This is a genomic window from Gordonia metallireducens, from assembly GCF_021245825.1.
Classification (GTDB): domain Bacteria; phylum Actinomycetota; class Actinomycetes; order Mycobacteriales; family Mycobacteriaceae; genus Gordonia; species Gordonia namibiensis.
The window spans coordinates 41,314-62,462 of record NZ_JAJQJP010000037.1; the positions used below are offsets into that span (position 1 = coordinate 41,314).

The window sequence follows — 21,149 nt, forward strand, 5'->3', positions numbered from 1 at the left end:
GCCTCACCTGTCCTATTTGGCGGCTGCGAAGCCCTGTTCGAGGTCCGCCAGGATGTCGTCGATTCCCTCGATACCCACGGCCAGGCGCACCAGGCCCGGGGTGACACCTGCGGCGAGCTGCTCCTCCGGGGTCAGCTGGCTGTGGGTGGTCGAGGCCGGATGGATGACCAGCGAACGGACGTCGCCGATGTTGGCCACATGGCTGTGCAGGGTCAGGGCGTCGACGAACTTCTTGCCCGCGTCCACACCGCCGGTGATCTCGAAGGCGATGATCGCACCCTGGCCCTTGGGGGCGAGTTCCTGGCCGCGCTGGTACCACGGCGAGGACTCGAGGCCGGCGTAGGCGACGGACTCGACCTGGGCGTGACCCTCCAGGAACTTCGCGACCTTCTGCGCGTTCGAGACATGGCGCTCGATGCGCAGGCTCAGGGTCTCGAGGCCCTGGGCGAGCAGGAAGGCGTTGAACGGGGCGATCGCCGCACCGGTGTCGCGCAGCCACTGGACGCGGGCCTTCAGCGCGTAGGCCGGAGCGCCGAGGTCGGCGAAGACCGCACCGTGGTAGCTGGGGTCCGGGGTGGTGAAACCGGGGAACAGGTCCTTGCCGTCGCGCTGCACGCGCCAGTCGAAGGTGCCGCCGTCGACGATCACGCCGCCGATCGCGGTGCCGTGGCCGCCGATGTACTTGGTGGCCGAGTGGACGACGACGTCGGCGCCGTGGGCCAGCGGGTTGATCAGGTACGGGGTGGCGACGGTGTTGTCGATGATCAGCGGCAGGCCGTTGCGGTGTGCGACCTCCGAGATGCCCTTGATGTCGAGGATCTCGTTGTTGGGGTTGGAGATCGACTCGCCGTACAGCGCCCGGGTGTTGTCCTTGATGGCGGCCTGCCACGACGCGGGATCCTCGGGATCCTCGACGAAGCTCACCTCGACGCCCAGCTTCGGCAGGGTGTAGTGGAAGAGGTTGTAGGTGCCGCCGTACAGACGCGGGCTCGACACCACGTGACCGCCGGTCTCGACGATGTTCAGGATCGCGTAGGTCTCGGCGGCCTGACCCGAAGCGACGAGCAGAGCCGCGACGCCACCCTCCAGGGCCGCGATCCGCTGCTCGACCGCATCCTGGGTCGGGTTCATGATGCGGGTGTAGATGTTGCCCGGCTCCGCGAGACCGAAGAGGTTCGCCGCATGCTGCGTGTCGTTGAAGACGTAAGAGGTGGTCTGGTAGATCGGCAGCGCCCGGGCGTTGGTGGCTGCATCGGCAGCCTGGCCCACATGGACCTGCTTGGTCTCGAAGCTCCAGTTGTCGGCTGGATTGGTGCCTTCGTTGGCATCAGACATGACTGTTGATCACTTTCTACGGTCGGCAGGGCCAAACTCGACCCTGTTGGGGTCCGACCTTCGGACCCGCGCTTGCCGGGGCTTCGCTTCCGCGATCCCACAACCCGGTCATCACCCGGAGCACCCCACCGCGGTTGGAGGGTTGCCGATCAGCTAGCCGGGGCTTGTCGCTGATACTCATGACCTGGCGACAAGGATATAACACGGATGTGAGTGCCAGAGAACCCTCCCGGTCACGCCGAATCGAAGTCCTCGTTAGCCATCCAAAACGTGTAGTGGGTGTGTCCTCCGAGCGGGTGAAATCTCCGGATGTGCAGCGTGAATCACCTGTTCGGGATCGTTAGCAACTCTCAGCGTCCTGTCAGGTTCGCTTTCTCCCCTTAGAGTTCCGCTCACCCGGTGAAGACGCCTCTTCATCCCTGAAGCGTGTCCGGGAGTGGTGAGGAGTGGGCCTCGTGAGGGCAATGGAGCATCTCAGGTCGCGTCGGACGTCGTTTCTGATCGCAACCGCGACCGGTGTGGCGGTGGCCGCGTCCTTCGGTTTGGTCGGCGGTGCCCCGGAGGCGAAGGCGGACTCGTGCGGTGCGGGCGCGGTCGTCATCGTGGGCGGGACCAACGATCCGGAGGGCCAGCACCTCGTCGGCGTGAAACAGCGCTACACCGGGCTCGGACCCGACAACAACCTCGATCCGAACTCCCCGTACGCCGGTGAGGGTGCCTACAAGGTCATCTACGCGGACTATCCGACGACTCTGTGGCCCCTGGGTGCGACGGGCTATGACTCGAGCGTCGCGCAGGGGACCGCAGCGACCAAGTCGGCGATCGCCGGCTACCAGTCGCAGTGTCAGGGCAAGCCCGTCGTCGTGGCCGGATACTCGCAGGGCGCCCGCGTCGCCGGCGACGTGCTGTCGCAGATCGGGAACGGCACGGCCGGCGAGGTCGCCGCGATCGACGAGACAGGCGAACCGATTCTCGACGACGAGGGCAACCCGGTCATGGTGACCATCGACCCGGATGTGATCAGCGGCGAGCTGTACTCCGATCCCCGACGCGCCGGCGACAAGACCGGGCGAGGTATCGAGCTGTCGCTGATCGGTGTGATCCCCGGTCTGACGATGTCGGGCCCGCGCGGCGCCAACGGTGCGGACGCGGGATTCGGAACGGTGTCGGATCGGGTGGTGTCGGTGTGCATCGACGGCGACCCCATCTGCGACCTACCGGACCCGCTGTACGACCCCATCGGTGCGATCGACGGCATCCTCGGATATCAGACGAAGCACTTCCTCTACCCGTGGGCGATGTATCGCGACCCCGCGTCGCAGTGGGATACGCGGCCGGTCTCGTGCAGCGGCACGGGGACCGCGACCGGGACGGTCTGCATGGTCGGGGCGAAGTCGGCGTTCGCGGAGCTGGTCCAGGGCTGGGCGAACGACATCGGGTACACGGGCGAGATCGGCGATTTCCTGTCCGGCCGTCCGACGATCGGCCTGCCGCTCGGCATCACCCTGGCCAATCTGCAGCCCGTCGTCCGGCTGGTCCAGGGCTTCCTGCCCCCGCTGCCGCAACTCGGTTACGGCGCCTACCTGCCCGATCTCTTCGTCTTCGAGGACATCCTGCAGGGCATCGTCAGTCTGTCCCCGGCACGACTCATGCGTGGTGTGACTGCTCTGGCCGACAGCGTGCGAAGCATCGTGCTGTTGCCGGTGAATTTCGTGCGCTACTGGGCGGGCGCGATCGTCGGACCGACGATCACCTCGCAGCCGAACACCCTCGCAGTGCTCGCAGACGACGATGACTCCGCGTCGGTGGCGCTGGCCCGGTTCGTCGCCACCGTCGACGATGATCCCGAGACCACTGCTCCCGAGGTCGAAGCGCCGGACAGCGGTACCGGTTCGCCTGCGGTCACCGAGGTGGCCGGCGGCCTGTCGAACAGCGACTCCTCGACGGGCGGGGACACCTCGGCGCCGGCCGTCGACCACGACAACAGCCCGGCCGGCGGTGGGGACGACACTGACGCGTCGACCGGCGGGACCGATCCGGGCGTCACGCGGTCGGAGACCGACTCGTCGGCCGGGCCGTCGTCGGATGATGGCGCCTCGGGTGCGGGTGGTCCCGACGGCGACACCGGTGATGCCGGCAGCACCGACTCGGGGACCTCGGACTCGGGTGGTTCGGACTCGAGCGGTTCCGGCAGTGGTTCCGGCTCGGGCTCCGGAGGTTCGGACTCGAACAGTTCCGGCGGCGACAGCGGGACCGGAGGCTCGAAGTCGGGTTCCGGTGGCAGCGGCTCGGATTCCAGTGGCTCCGGCGACACCGGTGGCGGTTCGGACAGCTCCTCCGGTGGTGACTCCGGCTCGGAATAGGCGCTGCGTAACGACTCGTCGTTCGCTGTGTGAACGAACTCACCGACCCCAGGGGAATGCAGGTGGCGGAGGGCCGGTTGGCATGAGGCGTGCCTGAAGCCCCCACGACGACCGCCGGTGCACCGGACGACCTCGCCATCGATGTGCTCGACAACTCGACGTCGGACGTCGAACAGCGCCCCTCCTCGAGGATCTCGAGCCGTGCCCGCAGGCTGACCATCCTGGCGCTCGCCCTCGGCGGTTTCGGGATCGGTACCACCGAGTTCGTCGCGATGGGTCTGCTGCCGAACATCGCCGGTTCACTCGGCGTCTCCGAACCCACCGCCGGTCACGTCATCTCCGCCTACGCCCTCGGTGTGGTGGTCGGCGCTCCGCTGATCGCCGCACTCACGGCACGGATGTCGCGGCGGGTGCTGCTGATCTCCTTGATGGTGGCGTTCACCGTCGGAAACCTCGCCACCGTCCTGGCGCCGTCGTACGGGCTGCTTCTCGTGGCGCGATTCGTCGCCGGTCTCCCGCACGGCGCGTACTTCGGCGTCGCGGCGCTCGTCGCCGCGCACATGGCCGGTCCGCGGAATCGGGCCAAGGCGGTCGGGCAGGTGATGCTCGGTCTGTCGGTCGCGAACGTCGTCGGCGTACCGGCTGCGGCCTGGCTGGGGGAGACGTTCGGTTGGCGCACCGCTTTCGCGATCGTCGTCGTCATCGGCGTCGCGACCGTCGTCTCGCTGGTCCGTGTGCTGCCGAGCCTGTCCGGCATGACGATCACCGACCCGCTGACCGAACTCGGCGCGCTCCGGCGATCGCAGGTGTGGTTCACCCTGGTGATCGGGGTCGTCGGCTTCGGCGGGATGTTCGCCTTCTACACCTACCTGAACTCGGCCCTCACCTCGGTGACGGGGCTGCCGGTCTCGGTCGTCCCGATCGCCTTGATGCTGTACGGGCTGGGCATGGTGACCGGCAACTTCGTCGGCGGCTGGGCGGCCGACCGCAACGTCTCGACCGCGATCCTCGCCGGACTGTCCACCAGTGCGGTGACGCTAGCCGCCTTCGCCGTACTCGCCGAGAATGCCTGGGCGGCACTCATACTCACGTACCTCGTCGCGCTGACCGGAACGACCATGATTCCCGCGCTGCAGACACGTCTGATGGACGTCGCCGCCGACGCCCAGACGTTGGCCGCCGCCCTCAATCACTCGGCGCTCAACATCGCCAACGCCGCAGGTGCGTTCCTCGGCGGCGTGGTGGTCGGTGCCGGGTGGGGATTCCTGTCGCCGGCGGTGATCGGCGCGGCCCTGGCCATCGCCGGCATCGCGGTCGCGGTCGTCGCGTTCGTGACCGCGCGGCGGCGCCCGGTACTCGCCTGAGAGGGCGTCAGCCGTTGGTCGGCGGCGTCGCGATCGTCTTCGACAGGTAGAGCGGTTCGCCGAGCTTGTTGATCAGCTCGAGCTGCGTCTCGAGGTAGTCGATGTGCTCTTCTTCGTCGGCGAGGATCTTCTCGAGGAGGTTCGCGCTGGTGATGTCACCCTTCTCGCGGCACATCGCGATGCCCGGGCGCAGGCGCTCGACGACCTCGACCTCGATCGCCATGTCCGATTCGAACTGTTCGCGGATGGACTGACCGATCCGCAGCGGCAGTAGACGCTGGTAGTTGGGTAGCGCCTCGAGGAAGAGGATGCGGTCGGTGAGGATCTCCGCGTGCGTCATCTCCTCGATCGACTCGGCGCGGGTCTTGGCCGCGATCTCCGTGAGACCCCAGCTCTCCTGCATCTTCGCGTGGAGGAAGTACTGATTGATCGCGGTCAGCTCGCTCGTGAGCTGCTCGTTGAGAAGAGCAATGACCTCGTCGTCGCCACGCATATGACAGCCTCCCGTTAGCCGAACACTTGTAGTGATGAAGCTAACACGGCAAAACGCCCCGCGCGCGTACTCGCGCGAGGTTGTTGCTGGAGTTGTCGGATGTCAGATCATGCAGCGCTTGTCGCGGTGGCCAGCCTTTCACTCAGGATGCTGTCGAGCTTCTCCAGACAGGTTCCGCAGCCCTCGCCCGCGCCGCAGCGGTCGCTGATGTCGTCGACGGTGTAAGCACCGGCATCGCAGTGCTCATGAACCTCGTCGACGGTGACCGCGCGGCAAATACAAACGAACATCTCGGGACCTAACCTCGTGCTGGATTAGGAAATGCTTACATACCTCTTCCGGGGTGCGCAAGGGTTGCCTTACCTCTTTTTCGTCTCATTCCGAGACGTTGTGTAGCCGTCTTCGAAGCAGTGCAGCGGGCGTCGGCGTGTCGGACCGCATCCGTAGGATGTGGCCCCGTGCCACTCTCCATCTCCACGGTCAACGTCAACGGAATCCGCGCGGCGGTCAAGCATCGTTCCGAGACCAACCGCGGCTTTCTGCCCTGGTTGGAGGACTCGTCGCTGGACGTCGTACTGCTGCAGGAGGTGCGGGCGAGCGAGAGTCTCGCCCGCGACGCCCTGGCGCCTGCGCTCGACGCCGGCTGGCATCTCACGATGAGCGAGTCGTCGGTCAAGGGGCACGCCGGTGTCGGCGTGCTGACCCGCACCGAGCCGGCCGCGGTCCGGTTCGGCTTCGGGAGTGCGGAATTCGACGACCTCGGCCGCTACCTCGAGGTCGACCTCGACTCCGACCTCGGGCCGGTGACCGCGGCCAGTCTGTACCTGCCGAAGGGCGCGGCGCGCACCGACGCCGAGAAGGACATCGCCAAGTACGAGGAGAAGGTGCGGTTCCTCGACGAGTTCGGCGCCCACCTCGGCCGGCTCGTCCGCAGCGGAAGCCACGTCGTCGTCGGTGGCGACTGGAACATCGCCCACGCCGAGGCGGACATCAAGAACTGGAAGGGCAACCTGAAGAGCCCGGGCTTCCTGCCGCATGAGCGCGCGTGGGTGGGTGGCCTCTTGGAAGCCGGCTGGCACGACGTCACCCGCGAGCTGTATCCCGGCGAGAGCGGCCCGTACTCGTGGTGGTCGTGGCGCGGCAAGGCCTTCGACAACGACTCCGGCTGGCGGATCGACTACCAGCTCACCAACCGCTCCCTCGCCGAACGTGCGGTGAAGGCGACGGTCGATAGGGCGGCTGCATACGACCTGCGCTGGTCCGATCACGCGCCGGTAACCGTCGTCTACGAGTGAGGCGGGCACCGGCGGAAAAGGGCTTTGCGGGTCTGCGAAAATGGACCAATGAGTTCTGACGTACCCGCATCCGGCGCCGCCCGCCCCCGCGTGCTGTCGGGAATCCAGCCCACCAGCGATTCCTTCCACCTCGGCAACTATCTGGGTGCGGTTCGACAGTGGGTGGCCCTGCAGGACGATTTCGAGGCGTTCTACTTCATCCCGGACATGCATGCCATCACGGCGTCGTTCGATCCGAAGACCCTCGCCGATCGCACGCGGCTGTCGGTCGCGCAGTTGTTGGCCGTCGGCGTCGATCCCGAGCGCTCCACGATCTATGTCCAGTCGCACATCCCGGAGATCGCCGAGCTGACCTGGGTGCTGTCGTGCATCACCGGTTTCGGTGAGGCGAGCCGGATGACGCAGTTCAAGGACAAGTCGGCCAAGCAGGGCGTAGACGCCGCCGGCGTCGGCCTGTTCACCTATCCGATCCTGATGGCCGCGGACATCCTCGCGTTCCAGGTGGATCAGGTGCCGGTGGGTGAGGACCAGCGTCAGCACCTCGAACTCACCCGCGATCTCGCGCAGCGGTTCAACTCGCGGTTCGGCAAGGTCCTCAAGGTTCCCCAGGCGTACATCGTCAAGGAGTTCGCCAAGATCTACGACCTCCAGAACCCGACCGCGAAGATGAGCAAATCGGCCGAGACCGACAAGGGCCTCATCAATCTGCTCGACGAGCCGAAGAAGTCTGCCAAGAAGATACGTTCGGCGGTGACCGACACCGAGACCGAGATCCGCTTCGACCCGGAGAACAAGCCCGGTGTCAGCAACCTGCTGACCATTCAGTCGGCGTTGAGCGGTACCCCGGTGGACGTTCTCGTCGACAAGTACCAGGGCAAGGGGTACGGCGATCTGAAGGTCGAGACCGCCGACATCCTCGCGGAGTTCGTCACCCCGCTGCGCGGCCGCGTCACCGAGTACATGGAGGATCCCGCTCAGCTCGACGTGATCCTCGCGCGTGGCGCGGAGCGCGCCCGGTCGGTGGCCTCGGCGACGCTGGAGTCGGTCTATGACAAGGTGGGTTTCCTGTCACCGAGGCGCTGACACGGTCGTGAGTCCGGCGCCCTCGGCAACACGACGAGGAGGCGTGCGGTGAGTTCGGTGGTCGATTCGGGGAAGTCGCTTGCAACGCGGGCGAAGTCGATCTACGAGGACCGGCGCGAACGCTGGCCGTGGCTCGACCACCTCCTCCGAACCGTCGAGCGCTACAACGACCGTCGAGGCAACCTGTACGCCGCGAGCATCAGCTTCAACGGCATCCTCGCGCTCGTCCCGATCATCATGGTCGCGTTCGCGGTCGCCGGCTTCGTGCTGGCCCGGCAGCCGGAGATGTTGCAGACCATCCAGGACGCCGTCGTGGAGAAGATGCCGGGGCAGCTGGGCGACCAGGTCTCCGACATCATCACCTCGGCCATCGATTCCCGCACCACGGTCGGTGTCGTCGGTCTTCTCGGTGCGGCGTTCACCGGCATCGGCTGGATCTCCGGCGTCCGCGCCGGCATGACCGAGATGTGGGGCGGCCGCGTTCAACGCAACGCGGTCATGTCGAAGGTGTGGGACCTCGTGACTTTCGCCGGCCTCGGCGTGGCCTTCGCCGTGACAATGGCGATCACCGCGCTGGGCAACTCGGGTCTCACGCAGACGGTCCTGGGGTGGGTGGCTCTCGATGACGCGTCGTGGGCGCCGATCCTCGTCCGCGCGGTGTCGATCGCCGTGTCGATCCTCGCCACCTGGGCGTTGTTCACCTTCATCATGGCCCGACTCCCGTTGGTGCAGTTGCCCTTCCGCAACACCCTCAAGGCCGGTCTGATCACCGCGGTCGCATTCGAGATCGTCAAGACGGTCGGCGGCCTCTACCTCCAGTCGGTGCTGAGCAGCCCGGCGGGCGTGGCGTTCGGTCCGATCCTCGGCGTCATGGTGTTCGCCTACCTCGCATCGCGCATCGTGCTCTACGCAGCCGCTTGGTGCGCAACCGATCCGGCGAACGCCGAGTTCCAGGTCGAGGAGGACCCGGACGCGGAACTGCATCGGCCCGTGGTCATCTCACCGACCGTCGAGGTCAACCCGACGCCACGGCCCGCGGCACTCGCAGCCGCCGCGGGCGTCGGTGCGGGGATCAGCGTGCTGATCGGATGGTTGTCGAGTCGAGCGCGCTGACCGACGAAGTTCCCGCTCGTCCATTTCCTTCCCGCTGATCGAGCCTAATCAGCGGGAAGGAAATGGACGAGCGGGAACGGGTCTGATCCGTCACCTACGCCCGAAGAGCCTCAATCCCACCAGCAACAGGACCACGGCGGCGAGGGCTGCGAGGAGTCCGATGAGGATGCGGACCGAGATGGGGGAGGCGGCGTCGGAACCGGTGCTGGCGAGGTGTGAGTCCACCGACGACGCGGCGCGCGGTGCGGTGGTTTCGACTGCCTCCCCGGATGATTCGACAAGGCGTCCAACCGAGATGTTCGGGTCGGCTCGGAAACCGTACTCGAACATCTCCCGCGCCTGGTCCCAGTACATGTCGCCCTCGACCGACAGTCCGTACATCTGGACGACGAGTATGCGACGTCCGTCGCGCTCGGCTGCGCCGACGTAGGTCTTGCGGGCGTCGTCGGTGTATCCGGTCTTGCCGCCGAGCATGCCCGGATAACCGTCCACCAAAAGGCGGTTGCTGCTGTACATGTCGTACGCCGGATGGTCCTTGTCGCCGGGCACATCGGGTCGGCGGGGATACCCGGGGAACCGGAAGGTGGGCTTGGCGATCAACTCCCGGAAGGTCTCCTGCGCCATGGCTTCCCGGTAGATCAAGGCGAGATCGTACGACGAGGAGGACATCCCGGCGGCGTCGAGACCCGACGGACTGGCCGCGCGGGTGTCGGCGGCACCCAGCTCGCGGGCGCGTTCGTTCATCTTCTCCAGCGTGGTCTCCACACCGCCGAGTTCGCGCGCGAGAGCGTTGGCGCAGTCGTTGCCCGACACCATGAGAAGGCCGGTCAGCAGGTCGCGGACGGTGTAGCGACCGCCTGGCCCCATCCCGCAGGAGTCGCCCTCGGTGCCCCAGTCCTCTGTCGTCGGGACGACCGTCGCGTCGAGATCGAGTTCGTCGAGCACGATGAGCGCGAGCAGCACCTTGATCGTCGACGCCGGCCGGTACCGCCCGTGCGGATCCTTGGCCGCGATGACGTTGCCCGAGTCGAGGTCGGCGATCAGCCACCCGGCCGAGGTGAGCCGAGGGGGAACCGGACCCGCGGCGGGATCGGCGACGACGCCGCAGTACCCGAGGTCCTCGCCCCCGATCGCCGGAGTGGGGACCGGCAGCGGGGTCGGGGTCGTCGAGCCGGGTGCGACGACCTCGGACTCGTCGACGGCCGGCGGGGTGCCGGTCTTGTGCGGACAGTGGTCGGTGACGGGCGTTGTGAAGGCCGGTGGTGCACCGGTCGGGACGGGAACGGCCCCGGCTCGTCCGACGCCCGCCGGACCTGCGGCGATCACGCACAGCAGCAGCCCGAGCAGGGCGGCGACGAGCGCCGATGAGGTCCGGCGAGTCCACCCCGAGGTCACCGACCGCACGTTACCAGCGGAACCGGGCAGGCTCAGGACTCGCGGAGCGGCCGTGTCCGACGTTCGGCCGCGTGGACTACAGCAGCGAGTACGCCTGGCCCAGTACCGACCGCAGGATCTGCTCGATCTCGTCGAACTCGGCCTGGCCCGCGATGAGCGGCGGGGCGAGCTGGACGACGGGGTCGCCGCGGTCGTCGGCGCGGCAGTAGAGCCCGGCGTCGAACAGTGCGGTGGAGAGGAATCCGCGCAGGATGCGCTCGGACTCGGCCGCCGTGAACGTCTCCTTGGTGGCCTTGTCCTTCACGAGCTCGATCCCGTAGAAGTACCCCTCGCCGCGTACGTCGCCGACGATCGGCAGGTCGTGGAGCTTCTCGAGGGTCGCCCGGAACGCCGGTGCCTGGGTCTTGACGTGCTCGTTGAGGCCCTCGCGCTCGAAGATGTCGAGGTTGGCCAGCGCGACTGCCGCCGACACCGGGTGCCCACCGAAGGTGTAACCGTGCGCGAACGTCGTGGTGCCGTCGCGGAACGGTTCGAACAGGCGGTCGCTGGCGATCATCGCGCCGATCGGGGAGTAGCCCGATGTCATGCCCTTGGCGCAGGTGATGATGTCGGGGACATAACCGAAGTCGTCGCAGGCGAACATCGACCCGATGCGGCCGAACGCGCAGATCACCTCGTCGGAGACCAAGAGAACGTCGTACTCGTCGCATATCTCGCGGACCCGCTCGAAATAGCCGGGCGGCGGCGGGAAGCACCCGCCGGCGTTCTGGACGGGCTCGAGGAAGACCGCCGCCACCGTGTCCGGGCCCTCGAACTCGATCGCCTCGGCGATGCGGTCGGCGGCCCAGCGGCCGAACTTCTTCGGGTCGGCGGACATGTCGTCGGCCGCCCGGTAGATGTTGGTGTTCGGCACGCGGAACGCCCCGGGCGTCAACGGCTCGAAGGCCTCCTTGAGGGCCGGCACGCCGGTGATGGCGAGGGCGCCCTGCGGTGTGCCGTGGTAGGCGACCGCACGCGAGATCACCTTGTGCTTACCGGGTTTCCCGACGAGCTTGAAGTACTGCTTGGCCAGCTTCCAGGCGCTCTCGACGGCTTCGCCGCCACCGGTGGTGAAGAAGACGCGGTTGAGGTCGCCGGGTGCATAGGCCGCGAGACGTTCGGCGAGTTCGATGGCCGGGGGAGTCGCGTACGACCACAACGGGAAGAAGGCGAGATCCTTCGCCTGTTTGGCGGCGGCCTCGGCCAGTTCCTCGCGACCGTGACCCACCTGCACGACGAAGAGTCCGGCGAGCGCGTCGAGGTAGCTGCGTCCCTGATCGTCGAAGATGCGCATACCCTCGCCGCGGGTGATCACCGGCGGCCTGATGGCGTCGCCGTGCCGGGCGAAGTGTCCCCAGAGATGCGCCGCGCTGCGCTCGCCGAGCGACCGGGCGGAATCGGGTGGTGTCGAGGGTGCGGTCAGTGTCATCGTGACTTCCAGTCGGTCATCTGGTTCCCCAGTTGTATTGCTGCTTGACGAGTTTGAGGTAGACGAGGGTCTCGGTGCCGACGACTTCCGGGTGCACGCGCACCTTCTTGTTCAGGATCTCCAGCAGATGGTCGTCGTTCTCGCAGACGACCTCGATCAGGATGTCGAACGATCCCGCGGTCAGCAGGACGTAGTCGATCTCGGAGTGTTCGGCGAGGTGTTGCGCCAGAGCCTGGGTGTCACCCACACAGCGGATTCCGATCATCGCCTGTCGGGCGAACCCGAGCTTGAGGGGATCGGTGACCGCGACGATCTGCATGAGTCCGCTCTCGCTGAGCTTCTGGACCCGGTTGCGGACGGCGGCCTCGGACAGACCGACTTCCTTGCCGATGGAGGCATAGCTACTCCGACCATCGGCCTGCAGGAGTTCGATGATCTTCTTCGCAGTTGCGTCCAGCTGTGTGGATGCAGGGTCAGCCACCCCATGATCGTGACGGATTCCGCAGTGGACCGCAACACAGACGACTGAATCCGCAACGAAACCGGATTTCGACACGTGAATCCGCAACGGCGGCGGTAGGATCTGGGGGTATGTCCTCTCCAACCAGCATTCCGTCCGGCTGGATCGACGGAAAGCCCCATCACTCGACCGGTGCCGATCACATCGTGATCAATCCTGCCACGGATGAGCCGGTCGCGACCGTGAAACTCGCAGGTCGCGGTGACGTCGATACCGCGGTGGCCAGTGCTCGCGCCGCGCAGCCCGCCTGGGGTCGTGCGACCCCGGCCGAACGGGCGGGAGTCCTGCTCGCGTTGGCCAGGGCGCTCGACGCCGAGTCCGACCTGCTGATCGCCGAAGAGGTCGCCCACACCGGTAAACCGGTTCGGCTCGCGACCGAGTTCGACATCCCCGGATCGATCGACAACGTCGACTTCTTCGCCGGAGTCGCACGGAATCTCGAGGGCAAGGCGAGCGGGGAATACTCAGGTGACCACACCTCCTCGATCCGCCGGGAACCCGTCGGGGTCGTCGGCACCATCACGCCGTGGAACTATCCGCTGCAGATGGCAGTGTGGAAGGTCATCCCGGCACTCGCCGCCGGCTGTGCGGTGGTGCTGAAACCCGCCGAGATCACGCCGCTGACCACGCTGACGATGGCCCGCATCGCCACCGAGGCCGGACTGCCCGACGGTGTCCTCAACATCGTCGTCGGCACCGGCCCGGAAGCCGGCGCCCATCTCGCCGGGCATCCCGACGTCGACATGGTGACCTTCACCGGCTCGAGCGCGGTCGGCCGGCAGGTGATGGCGCAGGCCGCCACCAACGGGGCCCGCATCCAGCTCGAACTCGGCGGCAAGGCGCCGTTCGTCGTCTTCGACGACGCCGACCTGCAGGCCGCGATCCACGGTGCGGTCGCGGGCTCGATCATCAACGGCGGTCAGGACTGCACCGCGGCCACCCGCGCGATCGTCGCGCCCGCGCTCTACGACGACTTCGTCGACGGCGTCGCGGACCTCATGTCGCGGGTCGTCATCGGCGATCCGACCGACCCGGCAACGGATCTGGGCTCCCTCATCTCCCGGCGCCACCGCGACAAGGTGGCCGGGATGGTGGACCGTGCGCGGGCGGCCGGCGCGCGCGTGGTGACCGGCGGTGGCGTCCCCGACGGTCCGGGCGCCTTCTACCCGCCCACGCTCGTCGCCGACGTGGCCGAGGACTCGGAGATCTACCGCGACGAGGTGTTCGGGCCGGTGCTCGCGGTCAGTCGTTTCACCGATGACGACGACGCGATCCGTCGCGCCAACGACACCCCGTACGGCCTCGCGGCGTCGGCATGGACGCGCGATGTGTATCGCGCGCAACGTGCTTCACGTGAGATTCACGCCGGGTGCGTCTGGATCAACGACCACATCCCGATCATCAGCGAGATGCCGCACGGCGGATTCGGTGCCTCCGGCTTCGGCAAGGACATGTCGACCTACTCGCTCGACGAGTACCTGCTGATCAAGCACGTCATGAGTGACATCCACGGCGTCGCCGAAAAGGAATGGCACCGAACGATCTTCACCCTCGGCGGTCCGACGGCGTGACCGACCGGACGTGGGCCTCGCGGCCGACCCAGCGGGGAGTCGAGGTGGTCGCGCGGGCCGCGGCCCGCCCCTTCTGGCTCGACCGCGACCTGCGTCCCGAACCCCGGCCCCGACTCGTCGGCGAGACCACCGCCGATCTGCTGGTGGTCGGCGGTGGCTTCACCGGCCTGTGGGCGGCCGTGCAAGCCGCCGAACGCAATCCCTCCCGATCGGTCGTGCTCGTCGAACGCGACCGGCTCGCCGAACATGCCTCCGGACGCAACGGAGGCTTCTGCGCGGCCAGCCTCACACATGGACTCGGCAACGGACTGCAGCGGTTCCCCGACGAGATGCCGACGCTGCTGCGCATGGGTCGCGAGACCCTCGACGCCATCGTCGACACCCTGACCCACCTGGGCATCGACGCCGACGTCGAGCGCACCGGCGAACTCGATCTCGCGACCACCGACTGGCAGTTCGACGACCTCGCCGAGACCGCGGCCGCCGGGCAGGCACTCGGCGAGGATCTCGTCCTGCTCGACGCATCCGCGGCCCGGGAACGCGTCAACTCCCCGATGGTCCGCGGAGCCCTCTACGACCCGCATGTCTCGATCCTCGACCCCGCCAAACTCGCGTTCGGCCTCGCCGAAGCAGCCGAACGGCTCGGCGTGCGGATCTTCGAGAGCACCGAGGTTCTGGGTCTCGCCACGGGTTCATCGGGTGACGAGGTCTGTGCCCGAACGGCTTTCGGTCAGGTGCGCGCCGGTCGGGTCGTCGTCGCGACGTCGGCGAGCCGTTCCTTGGTCCGTAGACTACGGCTCTACACGGTTCCGGTGTGGGACTACGCGCTGATGACCGAACCGTTGTCGGACGATCAGCTCGCCTCCCTGGGCTGGGCGGGGCGCGAGGGACTCGCCGACAGTGGTCCACGCTTCCACTACTTTCGGCTCACCGCCGACAACCGGATGCTGTTCGGCGGTTGGGATGCCCCGTATCACTTCGGGTCCGACGACGACCCCCGCCGCGCCCATCAGCCCGGTGAATGGGCGCTGCTCGGTGAGCATCTCCTGCAGATGTTTCCGCAGCTCGAGGGGATCACCGCGACGCACACCTGGGGCGGGGTGATCGACACCTGCTCGCGGTTCTGCGCCTTCTGGGACACCTCCCACGGTGGGCGCGTGGTGACGGCGGTCGGTTTCACCGGACTCGGCGTCGGCGCTTCGCATTTCGCGGCTGCCACCGCACTCGACCTCGTCGACGGTCTACGGACCGAACGCACCGCCCTGGAGATGGTGCGCCGCAAGCCTTTACCGTTCCCGCCGGAACCGATCCGCTGGGCGGGAATCACTCTCACCCGACATCAGATGGCGCGCAGCGAACGTCGCAACGGTCGCCGCGGCGCATGGCTCACGCTGCTGGACCGGATCGGACTGGGATTCGACAGCTGATGCCGTCAGCCGCGGACCACTCCGGTCAGCCACCGGGTCAGCACGGTGCGCGCGAGCGGGATGGTGACGGGTTCGGTGGCTGCGGCGTCGCCGGGGAAACGATCGGTGGCCTCGGCGCCGATGGTCTCGGTGATCAGCGATCGTGACTCGGTGGAGTCGAGCCATTCGCCGACGAGCTCACCGCCGGCCTCGAGGTGGAACTGCACGCCGTACGACTTCCCGTGGCGGTACAACTGATTGACACATGTCGACGACGACGCCAGCAGCGTGGCCCCCGGCGGGAGTGTGAATGTGTCGAAATGCCATTGCACGACGTCGAATTCCGGCGGCACCGTTCCGGACGTGTCGTCGCGCGCGGTGCCCCAGACCGGATCGGCGGCGCCCGCATCGTTCAATGTGACGGTGTGGATGCCGACCTCCGGTGAGGAGGCCGTGTACACGTCGGCGTCCAGCGCGGCGGCCAGCATCTGGGCGCCGAGACATACGCCCCAGATCGGGATGTCCAGGTCGAGCGCCCGGCGCAGGAGCGAGATCTCGTCGGCTATCCACGGGATCCGTTGGGCATCACCGAGTCCCATGGCGCCGCCGAGGGTCACTACGGCGTCGAACCCGGTCAGGTCAGTGGGCACCGGCTCGCGCCAGATCCGCAAGGTGGTGACGTCCGCGAGGTCGGTCAGCGGTGGGCCGTAGAAACCCGGAGGCTCGGAGTCGGCATGGCGGATCTCGAGCACTCGCGCACGTTGGTCGGTCAAGTCGGTGTCGGTCTCCGTGGTCGGTGCGGGTTCGGTCAGCCGCTCTTGGGGACCACGATAACCGGTGCTGTGGTCCACCGGAGGATACGAGAGGCGGTGCTGCCGAGGAAGACCCGGTTGGGTGATCCGAGGTGACCGGAGCCGATGGCGACGATGTCGTTGGCGTCCCAGGGGAGATTGGCCAGCGCCTCGTCGAGCGTCGTGCCGTCGGCGACGAGGACGTCGACCTCGAGTTCGGGATTCATCTCGGAGCGGGTCTTCTCGAGGAGTTCACGCGCGACGGCGATCTGGGCGGCGCGCACGTCTCTCGACGAGTCGTCGTCGAAGGGCGATTCGAGGGAGACCAGGGAGAGCAGTCGGAGGTCGAGCTTGGCGCGTTCGGCGAGTTTCTCGGCGAACGGGAGCGGATTGTCTTCGCCGGGTCTGACCGGGACGGCGACGGTCACCATGTCGAGGACCGCGTCCACCCGATCCGCATATCCGCGCGGTGCCAATGCGACCGGAACAGGTGAGGAGTGGACGAGTTCGTTGCTGACGGTGCCGAGCGTGTGGCGACTCAGCAACCCGTCGCCCGTGCCGCCGACGACGATCATCTTGGCCGCGGTGTCGACCGCGTGGGAGGCGAGCCCGTCGGCAAAGGACTCGTTGACCGTGACGACGGTGCGATAGGAGAAGCCGGGGGGGATCAGCTCGGCGCCCTCGCGGAGCCAGTCGGCGGCCTGCGCCTCGATGCGCTGTTGATACTGGGCGAGTCCGGGCTGGCCGTCGTAGGGCGTCGGGCGAACCACGCACACCAGGTCGATGGCCGCGCCGGTGACCCGGGCGAGCGCCACGGCGAGGACGACCCCGTCGGCGCCCGAGGGGGTCGCGAGGTATCCGACGGTGAGCCGGGGAGTGCCCGGGTCGTCGGTCGGGTCGATGGGCGTCTCTGCGTCAGGGCGGGTTGCGGCGGTCTCAGTAGACATCGGGAACCTTCACCTCGGTGGTCGCGGTCAGTGTCTTGCCCCGGAAGAAGTCGCTGTTGTGGGCGAAACAGGCGAGCATCAGGGGGATTCCGAGAACCAGCATGCCCACTCCGAGGACGAAGACGCCACCGATCCCGCCGACCGAGGTGGCGCCGTAGTCCGGCGAGATCATGTCGATCGCCGAGCGGATGAATGCCGCCGCCATGGCGATGCCGCCGAGGAACGGGAAGAGGCCGCGCAGGAAGAAGTTCCGTGCGGAGGCGAACAGGGTCGAACGGAAGTACCAGACGCAGGCGAAGGCGGTGATCCCGTAGTAGAAGGCGACCGCCAGTCCGAGGGAGGAGATGGAGTCGGCGAGGGTGTCCTGGCTGAGCAGGGACAGGACCAGGTAGAAGGTGAGGGCCGCGGCACCCATGACGCCGGTGCCGAAGGCGGGGGTCATGTAGCGCGGGTGGATCGAGGCGAACTTCTCGGGCAGTGCCTTGTAGACGGCCATCGACAGGCTGCCGCGTGCGGTGGGCAGGATCGTGGACTGGGTCGAGGACAGCGCGGAGACGCAGACCGTCAGCAGCAGTGCCGACGACATGATCGCGCCGGCCACCGGCTCGCCCAGGATCGTCAGGACGTCCTCGTCGTTCGCGTCGTTCCCCAGTCCGATCCCGGTGTCGCCGAACCCGGCGAACGACTGGATCGCGTAGGCGACCAACACGTAGGTGGCGACCAGGATCACGCACGTGAGGAGGGCGGCTCGGCCCGGGGTCTTGTCGGGGTCCTTGGTCTCCTCGCTGATCGCCAGGCACGCATCCCAGCCCCAGTAGATGAAGATGCACAGGATGACCGCCGCAGCGATCTGAGACTGGTCGAGACCACTGGGCCACAACCAGGACCACTCCGGTGTGATCGCCTGGTCGCCGGCCCGGCCGGTGCCGACCTTCACCAGCGCGATCACGCTCGCGATGATGAGCACGGCGAACTGGATGAACATCAGGATCGCCTGCATGCGTTCGCTGATGACGATTCCGCGGATGCTGATCCAGGTCATGGCGATGATGAAGAAACTGCCGAGCAGGATCTTCGCCAGCAGACTGTCGGCCAGGCCGTGGAGGCCGAGGAACTTGAACAGGTACAGCGCGGCGATCTCGGAAACGTTGGCGAGCACGATGATCGCGGACACGGTCAGGCCCCACCCGCCAATCCAGCCGATCCACGGTCCGAAAGCCTTTGTGCCCCAAGTGAATGTCGTGCCGCAGTCCGGGGTGTCGCGGGACAGTTCGCGATAGGCGAAGGCCACGAGCAACATCGGAATGAAGGCGAGGACGAACATCGCCGGGGCCTTTGCGCCGACGCTGTCGACCACGAAACCGAGAGTGGCAGCGAGGCTGTAAGCCGGTGCGACGGCGGACAAGCCGATGATGACGTTGCCCATCAGCCCGATCGAACCGAGACGCAGGCCCTTGTTGCCGGGATCATCAACGACGCGGGCCTTGCCGCTGTCTCCGACCGCTCCGGTCTCGATGCGCTCCGCCATGGTGGTTCTCCGCTCACATGATCACGACGAGAGACAGAGTACGATTCTGCTTCCGATTCCTCCCTGTAAGTTCGAAACCTGGCTCAATTGCGTGCTCGGCACCTGCTCGTCGGTTCGTGTCCACGAGCGGTGTCCTCGGCGACGAGTTTGGACTCGACCCAGATCTGACATCTGGAAAAGCCTCCGCCGGACTGGAATAGCGCGTCGAGTGGTTTGTCCGGCGAATGTCTTGTGTACACCAGCGATGCCGACCACAGCTTCGTGTGGCCGTCCTGATGGGTGAGCGGGACGTCGGTCTGGGTGCGGAGTCGGCCGGCGGCGTCGAACCACACGGCGGCGCCGTTGTGTTGCCGGTCGGAGGTGAGGGTGATCGTGACCGGTTGGGCCTCGTGGTCAGGGTCGACGCCGGGCGCCGGTGCCGCAGTGGCGGGGGAGAACACCGCCAGACACAGGGCGGTGCTGGTCAGGAGGGTGAGCAGTAGGCGGACGTACAGGACTCGGACCACGAAGACTCCGTTCGGCGGGCTTGGCTGGGTCCTTCTTGGACGCAAACGGGCGCCGTGCGGTTCCCGATCACCGGACGAGCGTCAGCTCCCGGGTCGTGGTCTGGCGGAAATCCGTTGTGGCATCGAGCAACCGGGTGATCGCCAGACGACCCTGCAGGCGGGCCAGGCCGGCTCCCACGCAGAGATGTAGGCCCTTGCCGAACGCCAGGTGTGAGCCGTGCCCGGACCGGGCAGCGGCGCGGTCGAGGTCGACGGTCGGCGCGGCGTCGAAGTGCTCGGGGTCGCGGTTGGCCACGCGCCACATGAGAAAGATGTGGGAGCCGGCGGGGAGGTGGGAGTCGCCGAGTGTGGTGTCGGCGACGACGTGCCGGAAGTGGCCGCGGAACGGTGATTCCAGGCGCAGGGCCTCCTCGACGAATGCTGGGATGAGGTCGGGGTCGCGACGTAACCGTGCGGCGACCTCGGGGTGTTGCGCAAGAAGCCGGACCGCATCGGTCAGCAGGCTGACGGTGGAGTCGGACCCCGCCGCGACGAGTTGCAGGAGAATCATCACCGCCGCCGGGTGGTCCAGGTCGTTGCGGGCCACGGCCGACGCGATGTCGTCGAGCACCCCTCGTTCTGGCGTGCCGGCCCTGTCGTTGCGTAGTGCCGAGTCCAGTCGGTCGCCGAGGTAGGCGGTGAGTTGGGCGACCGCCGTGATCGCGGTGGTGAGTTGGCCGGGGGTGATGACGCCGTCGATCAGCACGTTGGTCGCACCGGCCCAGCGGGCGAGATCGTCGATGTCCCCGTGTGGCAGGCCGAGCAGCTCGGTGACCACGGTGATCGGGACACGTTGTGCCACAGCTGTTGTCCAGTCGATTGCGTCGCCGTCGAGTCCCTCGGACCAGGCGGCGTCCACGACCTCGGCGACGAAGGGCTCCAGGGCCCGGATGCGAGCAGGTGTCAGCGACGGCATGACCAGCGACCGGTGGAGGCGGTGGCGCGGGCCGTCGGCGGTGGCCAGGACGTGCATCGCATCGCCGAGTCCGGCGACCGGGAACTCCGACACCGACCCGTCGTCGTGGCAGACCATCGTGGCGGTCAGGTTCGACGAGAAGTCCCCGGGTCGTCGCACCACCTCGGCGATGAGCTCCCAGGAACCAACGGCGAAGAACGGGGAGTCGCCGACCTGCTGCACCGGGGACCCGGTGTGGAAACGCGAGAGGAAGGCGGGGTCGTCGAGTGCGAGCATGCACCCAGCGTCTCCGACGGGCGCGGCGGGGACAACGGTTCTCGCCGAAGTCGACACGGGGAGATCGTGGCGCCGGGATTCGATGTCTCACGAACCCTTCTTGACCTGCCTGAAAACGCACCCAGCCAGCTGTTCCTTGTCTCATGATGAGATTCGACGACGGAGGGGCGTGCATGGCTGACTGGCTCGTGGGTGGCGATCGCGGCGATGCGGCGCGAAGGAGGCTCGTGTCGCAGGCCGCGACACTGATCGCCTCGCGTGGACTCGATGCGTTCAGCATCGACGAACTGGCCGCTCGAGCCCACTGCTCCCGGGCGACGATCTACCGTCACGCCGGTGGCCGTGCCCAGTTGATCGAGGCGGTGTTGTCGACGACCGCCGCCCCGGTCCTCGAATCGATCCGCGCGGAAGCGGCCGGCACGGCGGGGGAGGAGCGCGCCCGGATCGCGATCACCGCGGCGGTCGGCGCCCTGCGCGCAGACCGGGTGATACGACAGTTCCTCCGGCCGGCAAGCCTCATCGCGACGACGCCGACCGTGCTCGCCTCGCCGACCGTGCTCGATGTGGCCGCAGAACTCATCGGCATCGACCCCGACGACACCGTCGCCGCCCGGTTCGCGATCCGGTCGGTGCTGACCATGCTGCTCTGGCCGGCGACCCCCGAGGAAGAGGCGGCGCTCGTGGACTCGATCATCGCGGGGATCTTCCGGGGCGAGGCATCGGACGTCCGCCAGACGTAG

At 67.4% G+C, this 21,149-nt stretch carries 19 protein-coding genes and 1 riboswitch; of the genes, 8 read left to right on the plus strand and 11 right to left on the minus strand.

Annotated elements, in window-relative coordinates:
- Nucleotides 1–12: 12 nt before the first annotated feature.
- On the minus strand, nucleotides 13–1,335 hold the full coding sequence (locus tag LQD00_RS15525) for a bifunctional o-acetylhomoserine/o-acetylserine sulfhydrylase (RefSeq protein WP_232718074.1): 1,323 nt from the start codon (nucleotides 1,333–1,335) through the stop codon (nucleotides 13–15).
- A gap of 63 nt (nucleotides 1,336–1,398) precedes the next feature.
- A riboswitch (SAM riboswitch) is annotated at nucleotides 1,399–1,520 on the minus strand.
- Between the two features lie 270 nt (nucleotides 1,521–1,790).
- Between LQD00_RS15525 and LQD00_RS15530 the strand changes: the two genes are divergently transcribed.
- Both LQD00_RS15530 and LQD00_RS15535 read left to right on the plus strand, forming a co-directional pair.
- Nucleotides 1,791–3,698, plus strand: coding sequence for a cutinase family protein (locus tag LQD00_RS15530; protein ID WP_232718075.1), 1,908 nt, complete (start codon nucleotides 1,791–1,793; stop codon nucleotides 3,696–3,698).
- An 89-nt stretch (nucleotides 3,699–3,787) separates the two neighbouring features.
- Nucleotides 3,788–5,062: an MFS transporter gene (locus tag LQD00_RS15535; protein WP_232718076.1), complete on the plus strand. Its 1,275-nt coding sequence runs from the start codon at nucleotides 3,788–3,790 to the stop codon at nucleotides 5,060–5,062.
- 7 nt (nucleotides 5,063–5,069) lie between these two features.
- On the opposite strand, the gene bfr is transcribed toward LQD00_RS15535, so the two are convergent.
- Nucleotides 5,070–5,555 (minus strand): bacterioferritin, encoded by a 486-nt coding sequence (bfr, locus tag LQD00_RS15540; RefSeq protein WP_232718077.1) that lies wholly within the window; start codon nucleotides 5,553–5,555, stop codon nucleotides 5,070–5,072.
- Between the two features lie 107 nt (nucleotides 5,556–5,662).
- Nucleotides 5,663–5,845 carry a (2Fe-2S)-binding protein gene (locus LQD00_RS15545; protein ID WP_232718078.1) on the minus strand — a complete coding sequence of 61 codons (183 nt, stop codon included), beginning with the start codon at nucleotides 5,843–5,845 and terminating at the stop codon, nucleotides 5,663–5,665.
- A gap of 168 nt (nucleotides 5,846–6,013) precedes the next feature.
- Between LQD00_RS15545 and LQD00_RS15550 the strand changes: the two genes are divergently transcribed.
- From LQD00_RS15550 to yhjD, 3 genes are read left to right on the plus strand one after another with little or no spacing between them, the layout of a single operon-like run.
- The gene (locus LQD00_RS15550) at nucleotides 6,014–6,850 is read left to right on the plus strand and encodes an exodeoxyribonuclease III (protein ID WP_232718079.1); all 837 of its coding nucleotides are present in this window, start codon (nucleotides 6,014–6,016) and stop codon (nucleotides 6,848–6,850) included.
- 48 nt (nucleotides 6,851–6,898) lie between these two features.
- Nucleotides 6,899–7,933 (plus strand): tryptophan--tRNA ligase, encoded by a 1,035-nt coding sequence (trpS, locus tag LQD00_RS15555; protein WP_232718080.1) that lies wholly within the window; start codon nucleotides 6,899–6,901, stop codon nucleotides 7,931–7,933.
- A 48-nt stretch (nucleotides 7,934–7,981) separates the two neighbouring features.
- Nucleotides 7,982–9,046 (plus strand): inner membrane protein YhjD, encoded by a 1,065-nt coding sequence (gene yhjD, locus LQD00_RS15560; protein ID WP_232718081.1) that lies wholly within the window; start codon nucleotides 7,982–7,984, stop codon nucleotides 9,044–9,046.
- Nucleotides 9,047–9,136: 90 nt separating this feature from the next.
- On the opposite strand, the gene LQD00_RS15565 is transcribed toward yhjD, so the two are convergent.
- The 3 genes from LQD00_RS15565 to LQD00_RS15575 all read right to left on the minus strand — a co-directional run bounded on the left by LQD00_RS15565 (nucleotide 9,137) and on the right by LQD00_RS15575 (nucleotide 12,390).
- Nucleotides 9,137–10,441, minus strand: a complete 1,305-nt coding sequence (locus LQD00_RS15565) for a D-alanyl-D-alanine carboxypeptidase family protein (protein WP_232718082.1) — start codon at nucleotides 10,439–10,441, stop codon at nucleotides 9,137–9,139.
- 76 nt (nucleotides 10,442–10,517) lie between these two features.
- The gene (locus LQD00_RS15570; RefSeq protein ID WP_232718083.1) at nucleotides 10,518–11,909 is read right to left on the minus strand and encodes an aspartate aminotransferase family protein; all 1,392 of its coding nucleotides are present in this window, start codon (nucleotides 11,907–11,909) and stop codon (nucleotides 10,518–10,520) included.
- Between the two features lie 16 nt (nucleotides 11,910–11,925).
- Nucleotides 11,926–12,390 (minus strand): Lrp/AsnC family transcriptional regulator, encoded by a 465-nt coding sequence (locus LQD00_RS15575; RefSeq protein WP_232718084.1) that lies wholly within the window; start codon nucleotides 12,388–12,390, stop codon nucleotides 11,926–11,928.
- Nucleotides 12,391–12,500: 110 nt separating this feature from the next.
- On the opposite strand from LQD00_RS15575, the gene LQD00_RS15580 reads away from it, so the two are divergent.
- A complete protein-coding gene (locus tag LQD00_RS15580; protein ID WP_232718085.1) occupies nucleotides 12,501–14,000 on the plus strand; it encodes a gamma-aminobutyraldehyde dehydrogenase in 1,500 nt (499 codons plus the stop codon).
- Nucleotides 13,997–15,427 carry an NAD(P)/FAD-dependent oxidoreductase gene (locus tag LQD00_RS15585; protein ID WP_232718086.1) on the plus strand — a complete coding sequence of 477 codons (1,431 nt, stop codon included), beginning with the start codon at nucleotides 13,997–13,999 and terminating at the stop codon, nucleotides 15,425–15,427. The genes LQD00_RS15580 and LQD00_RS15585 overlap by 4 nt, the downstream gene beginning before the upstream one ends.
- A gap of 5 nt (nucleotides 15,428–15,432) precedes the next feature.
- Here LQD00_RS15585 and LQD00_RS15590 read toward each other — a convergent pair whose 3' ends face one another.
- The 5 genes from LQD00_RS15590 to LQD00_RS15610 form a co-directional block, all read right to left on the minus strand.
- Nucleotides 15,433–16,179, minus strand: a complete 747-nt coding sequence (locus LQD00_RS15590; RefSeq protein ID WP_232718087.1) for a type 1 glutamine amidotransferase — start codon at nucleotides 16,177–16,179, stop codon at nucleotides 15,433–15,435.
- A gap of 35 nt (nucleotides 16,180–16,214) precedes the next feature.
- Complete coding sequence (locus LQD00_RS15595; protein ID WP_232718088.1) at nucleotides 16,215–17,144, minus strand: universal stress protein; 930 nt, start codon at nucleotides 17,142–17,144, stop codon at nucleotides 16,215–16,217.
- The gene (locus LQD00_RS15600) at nucleotides 17,134–18,672 is read right to left on the minus strand and encodes an APC family permease (RefSeq protein WP_232718089.1); all 1,539 of its coding nucleotides are present in this window, start codon (nucleotides 18,670–18,672) and stop codon (nucleotides 17,134–17,136) included. Before LQD00_RS15600 ends, LQD00_RS15595 begins: the two co-directional genes overlap by 11 nt.
- 83 nt (nucleotides 18,673–18,755) lie before the next feature.
- Complete coding sequence (locus LQD00_RS15605) at nucleotides 18,756–19,178, minus strand: hypothetical protein (RefSeq protein WP_232718090.1); 423 nt, start codon at nucleotides 19,176–19,178, stop codon at nucleotides 18,756–18,758.
- A 67-nt stretch (nucleotides 19,179–19,245) separates the two neighbouring features.
- A complete protein-coding gene (locus LQD00_RS15610) occupies nucleotides 19,246–20,409 on the minus strand; it encodes a cytochrome P450 (RefSeq protein WP_232718091.1) in 1,164 nt (387 codons plus the stop codon).
- A 173-nt stretch (nucleotides 20,410–20,582) separates the two neighbouring features.
- On the opposite strand from LQD00_RS15610, the gene LQD00_RS15615 reads away from it, so the two are divergent.
- Nucleotides 20,583–21,149, plus strand: coding sequence for a TetR/AcrR family transcriptional regulator (locus LQD00_RS15615; protein ID WP_232718092.1), 567 nt, complete (start codon nucleotides 20,583–20,585; stop codon nucleotides 21,147–21,149).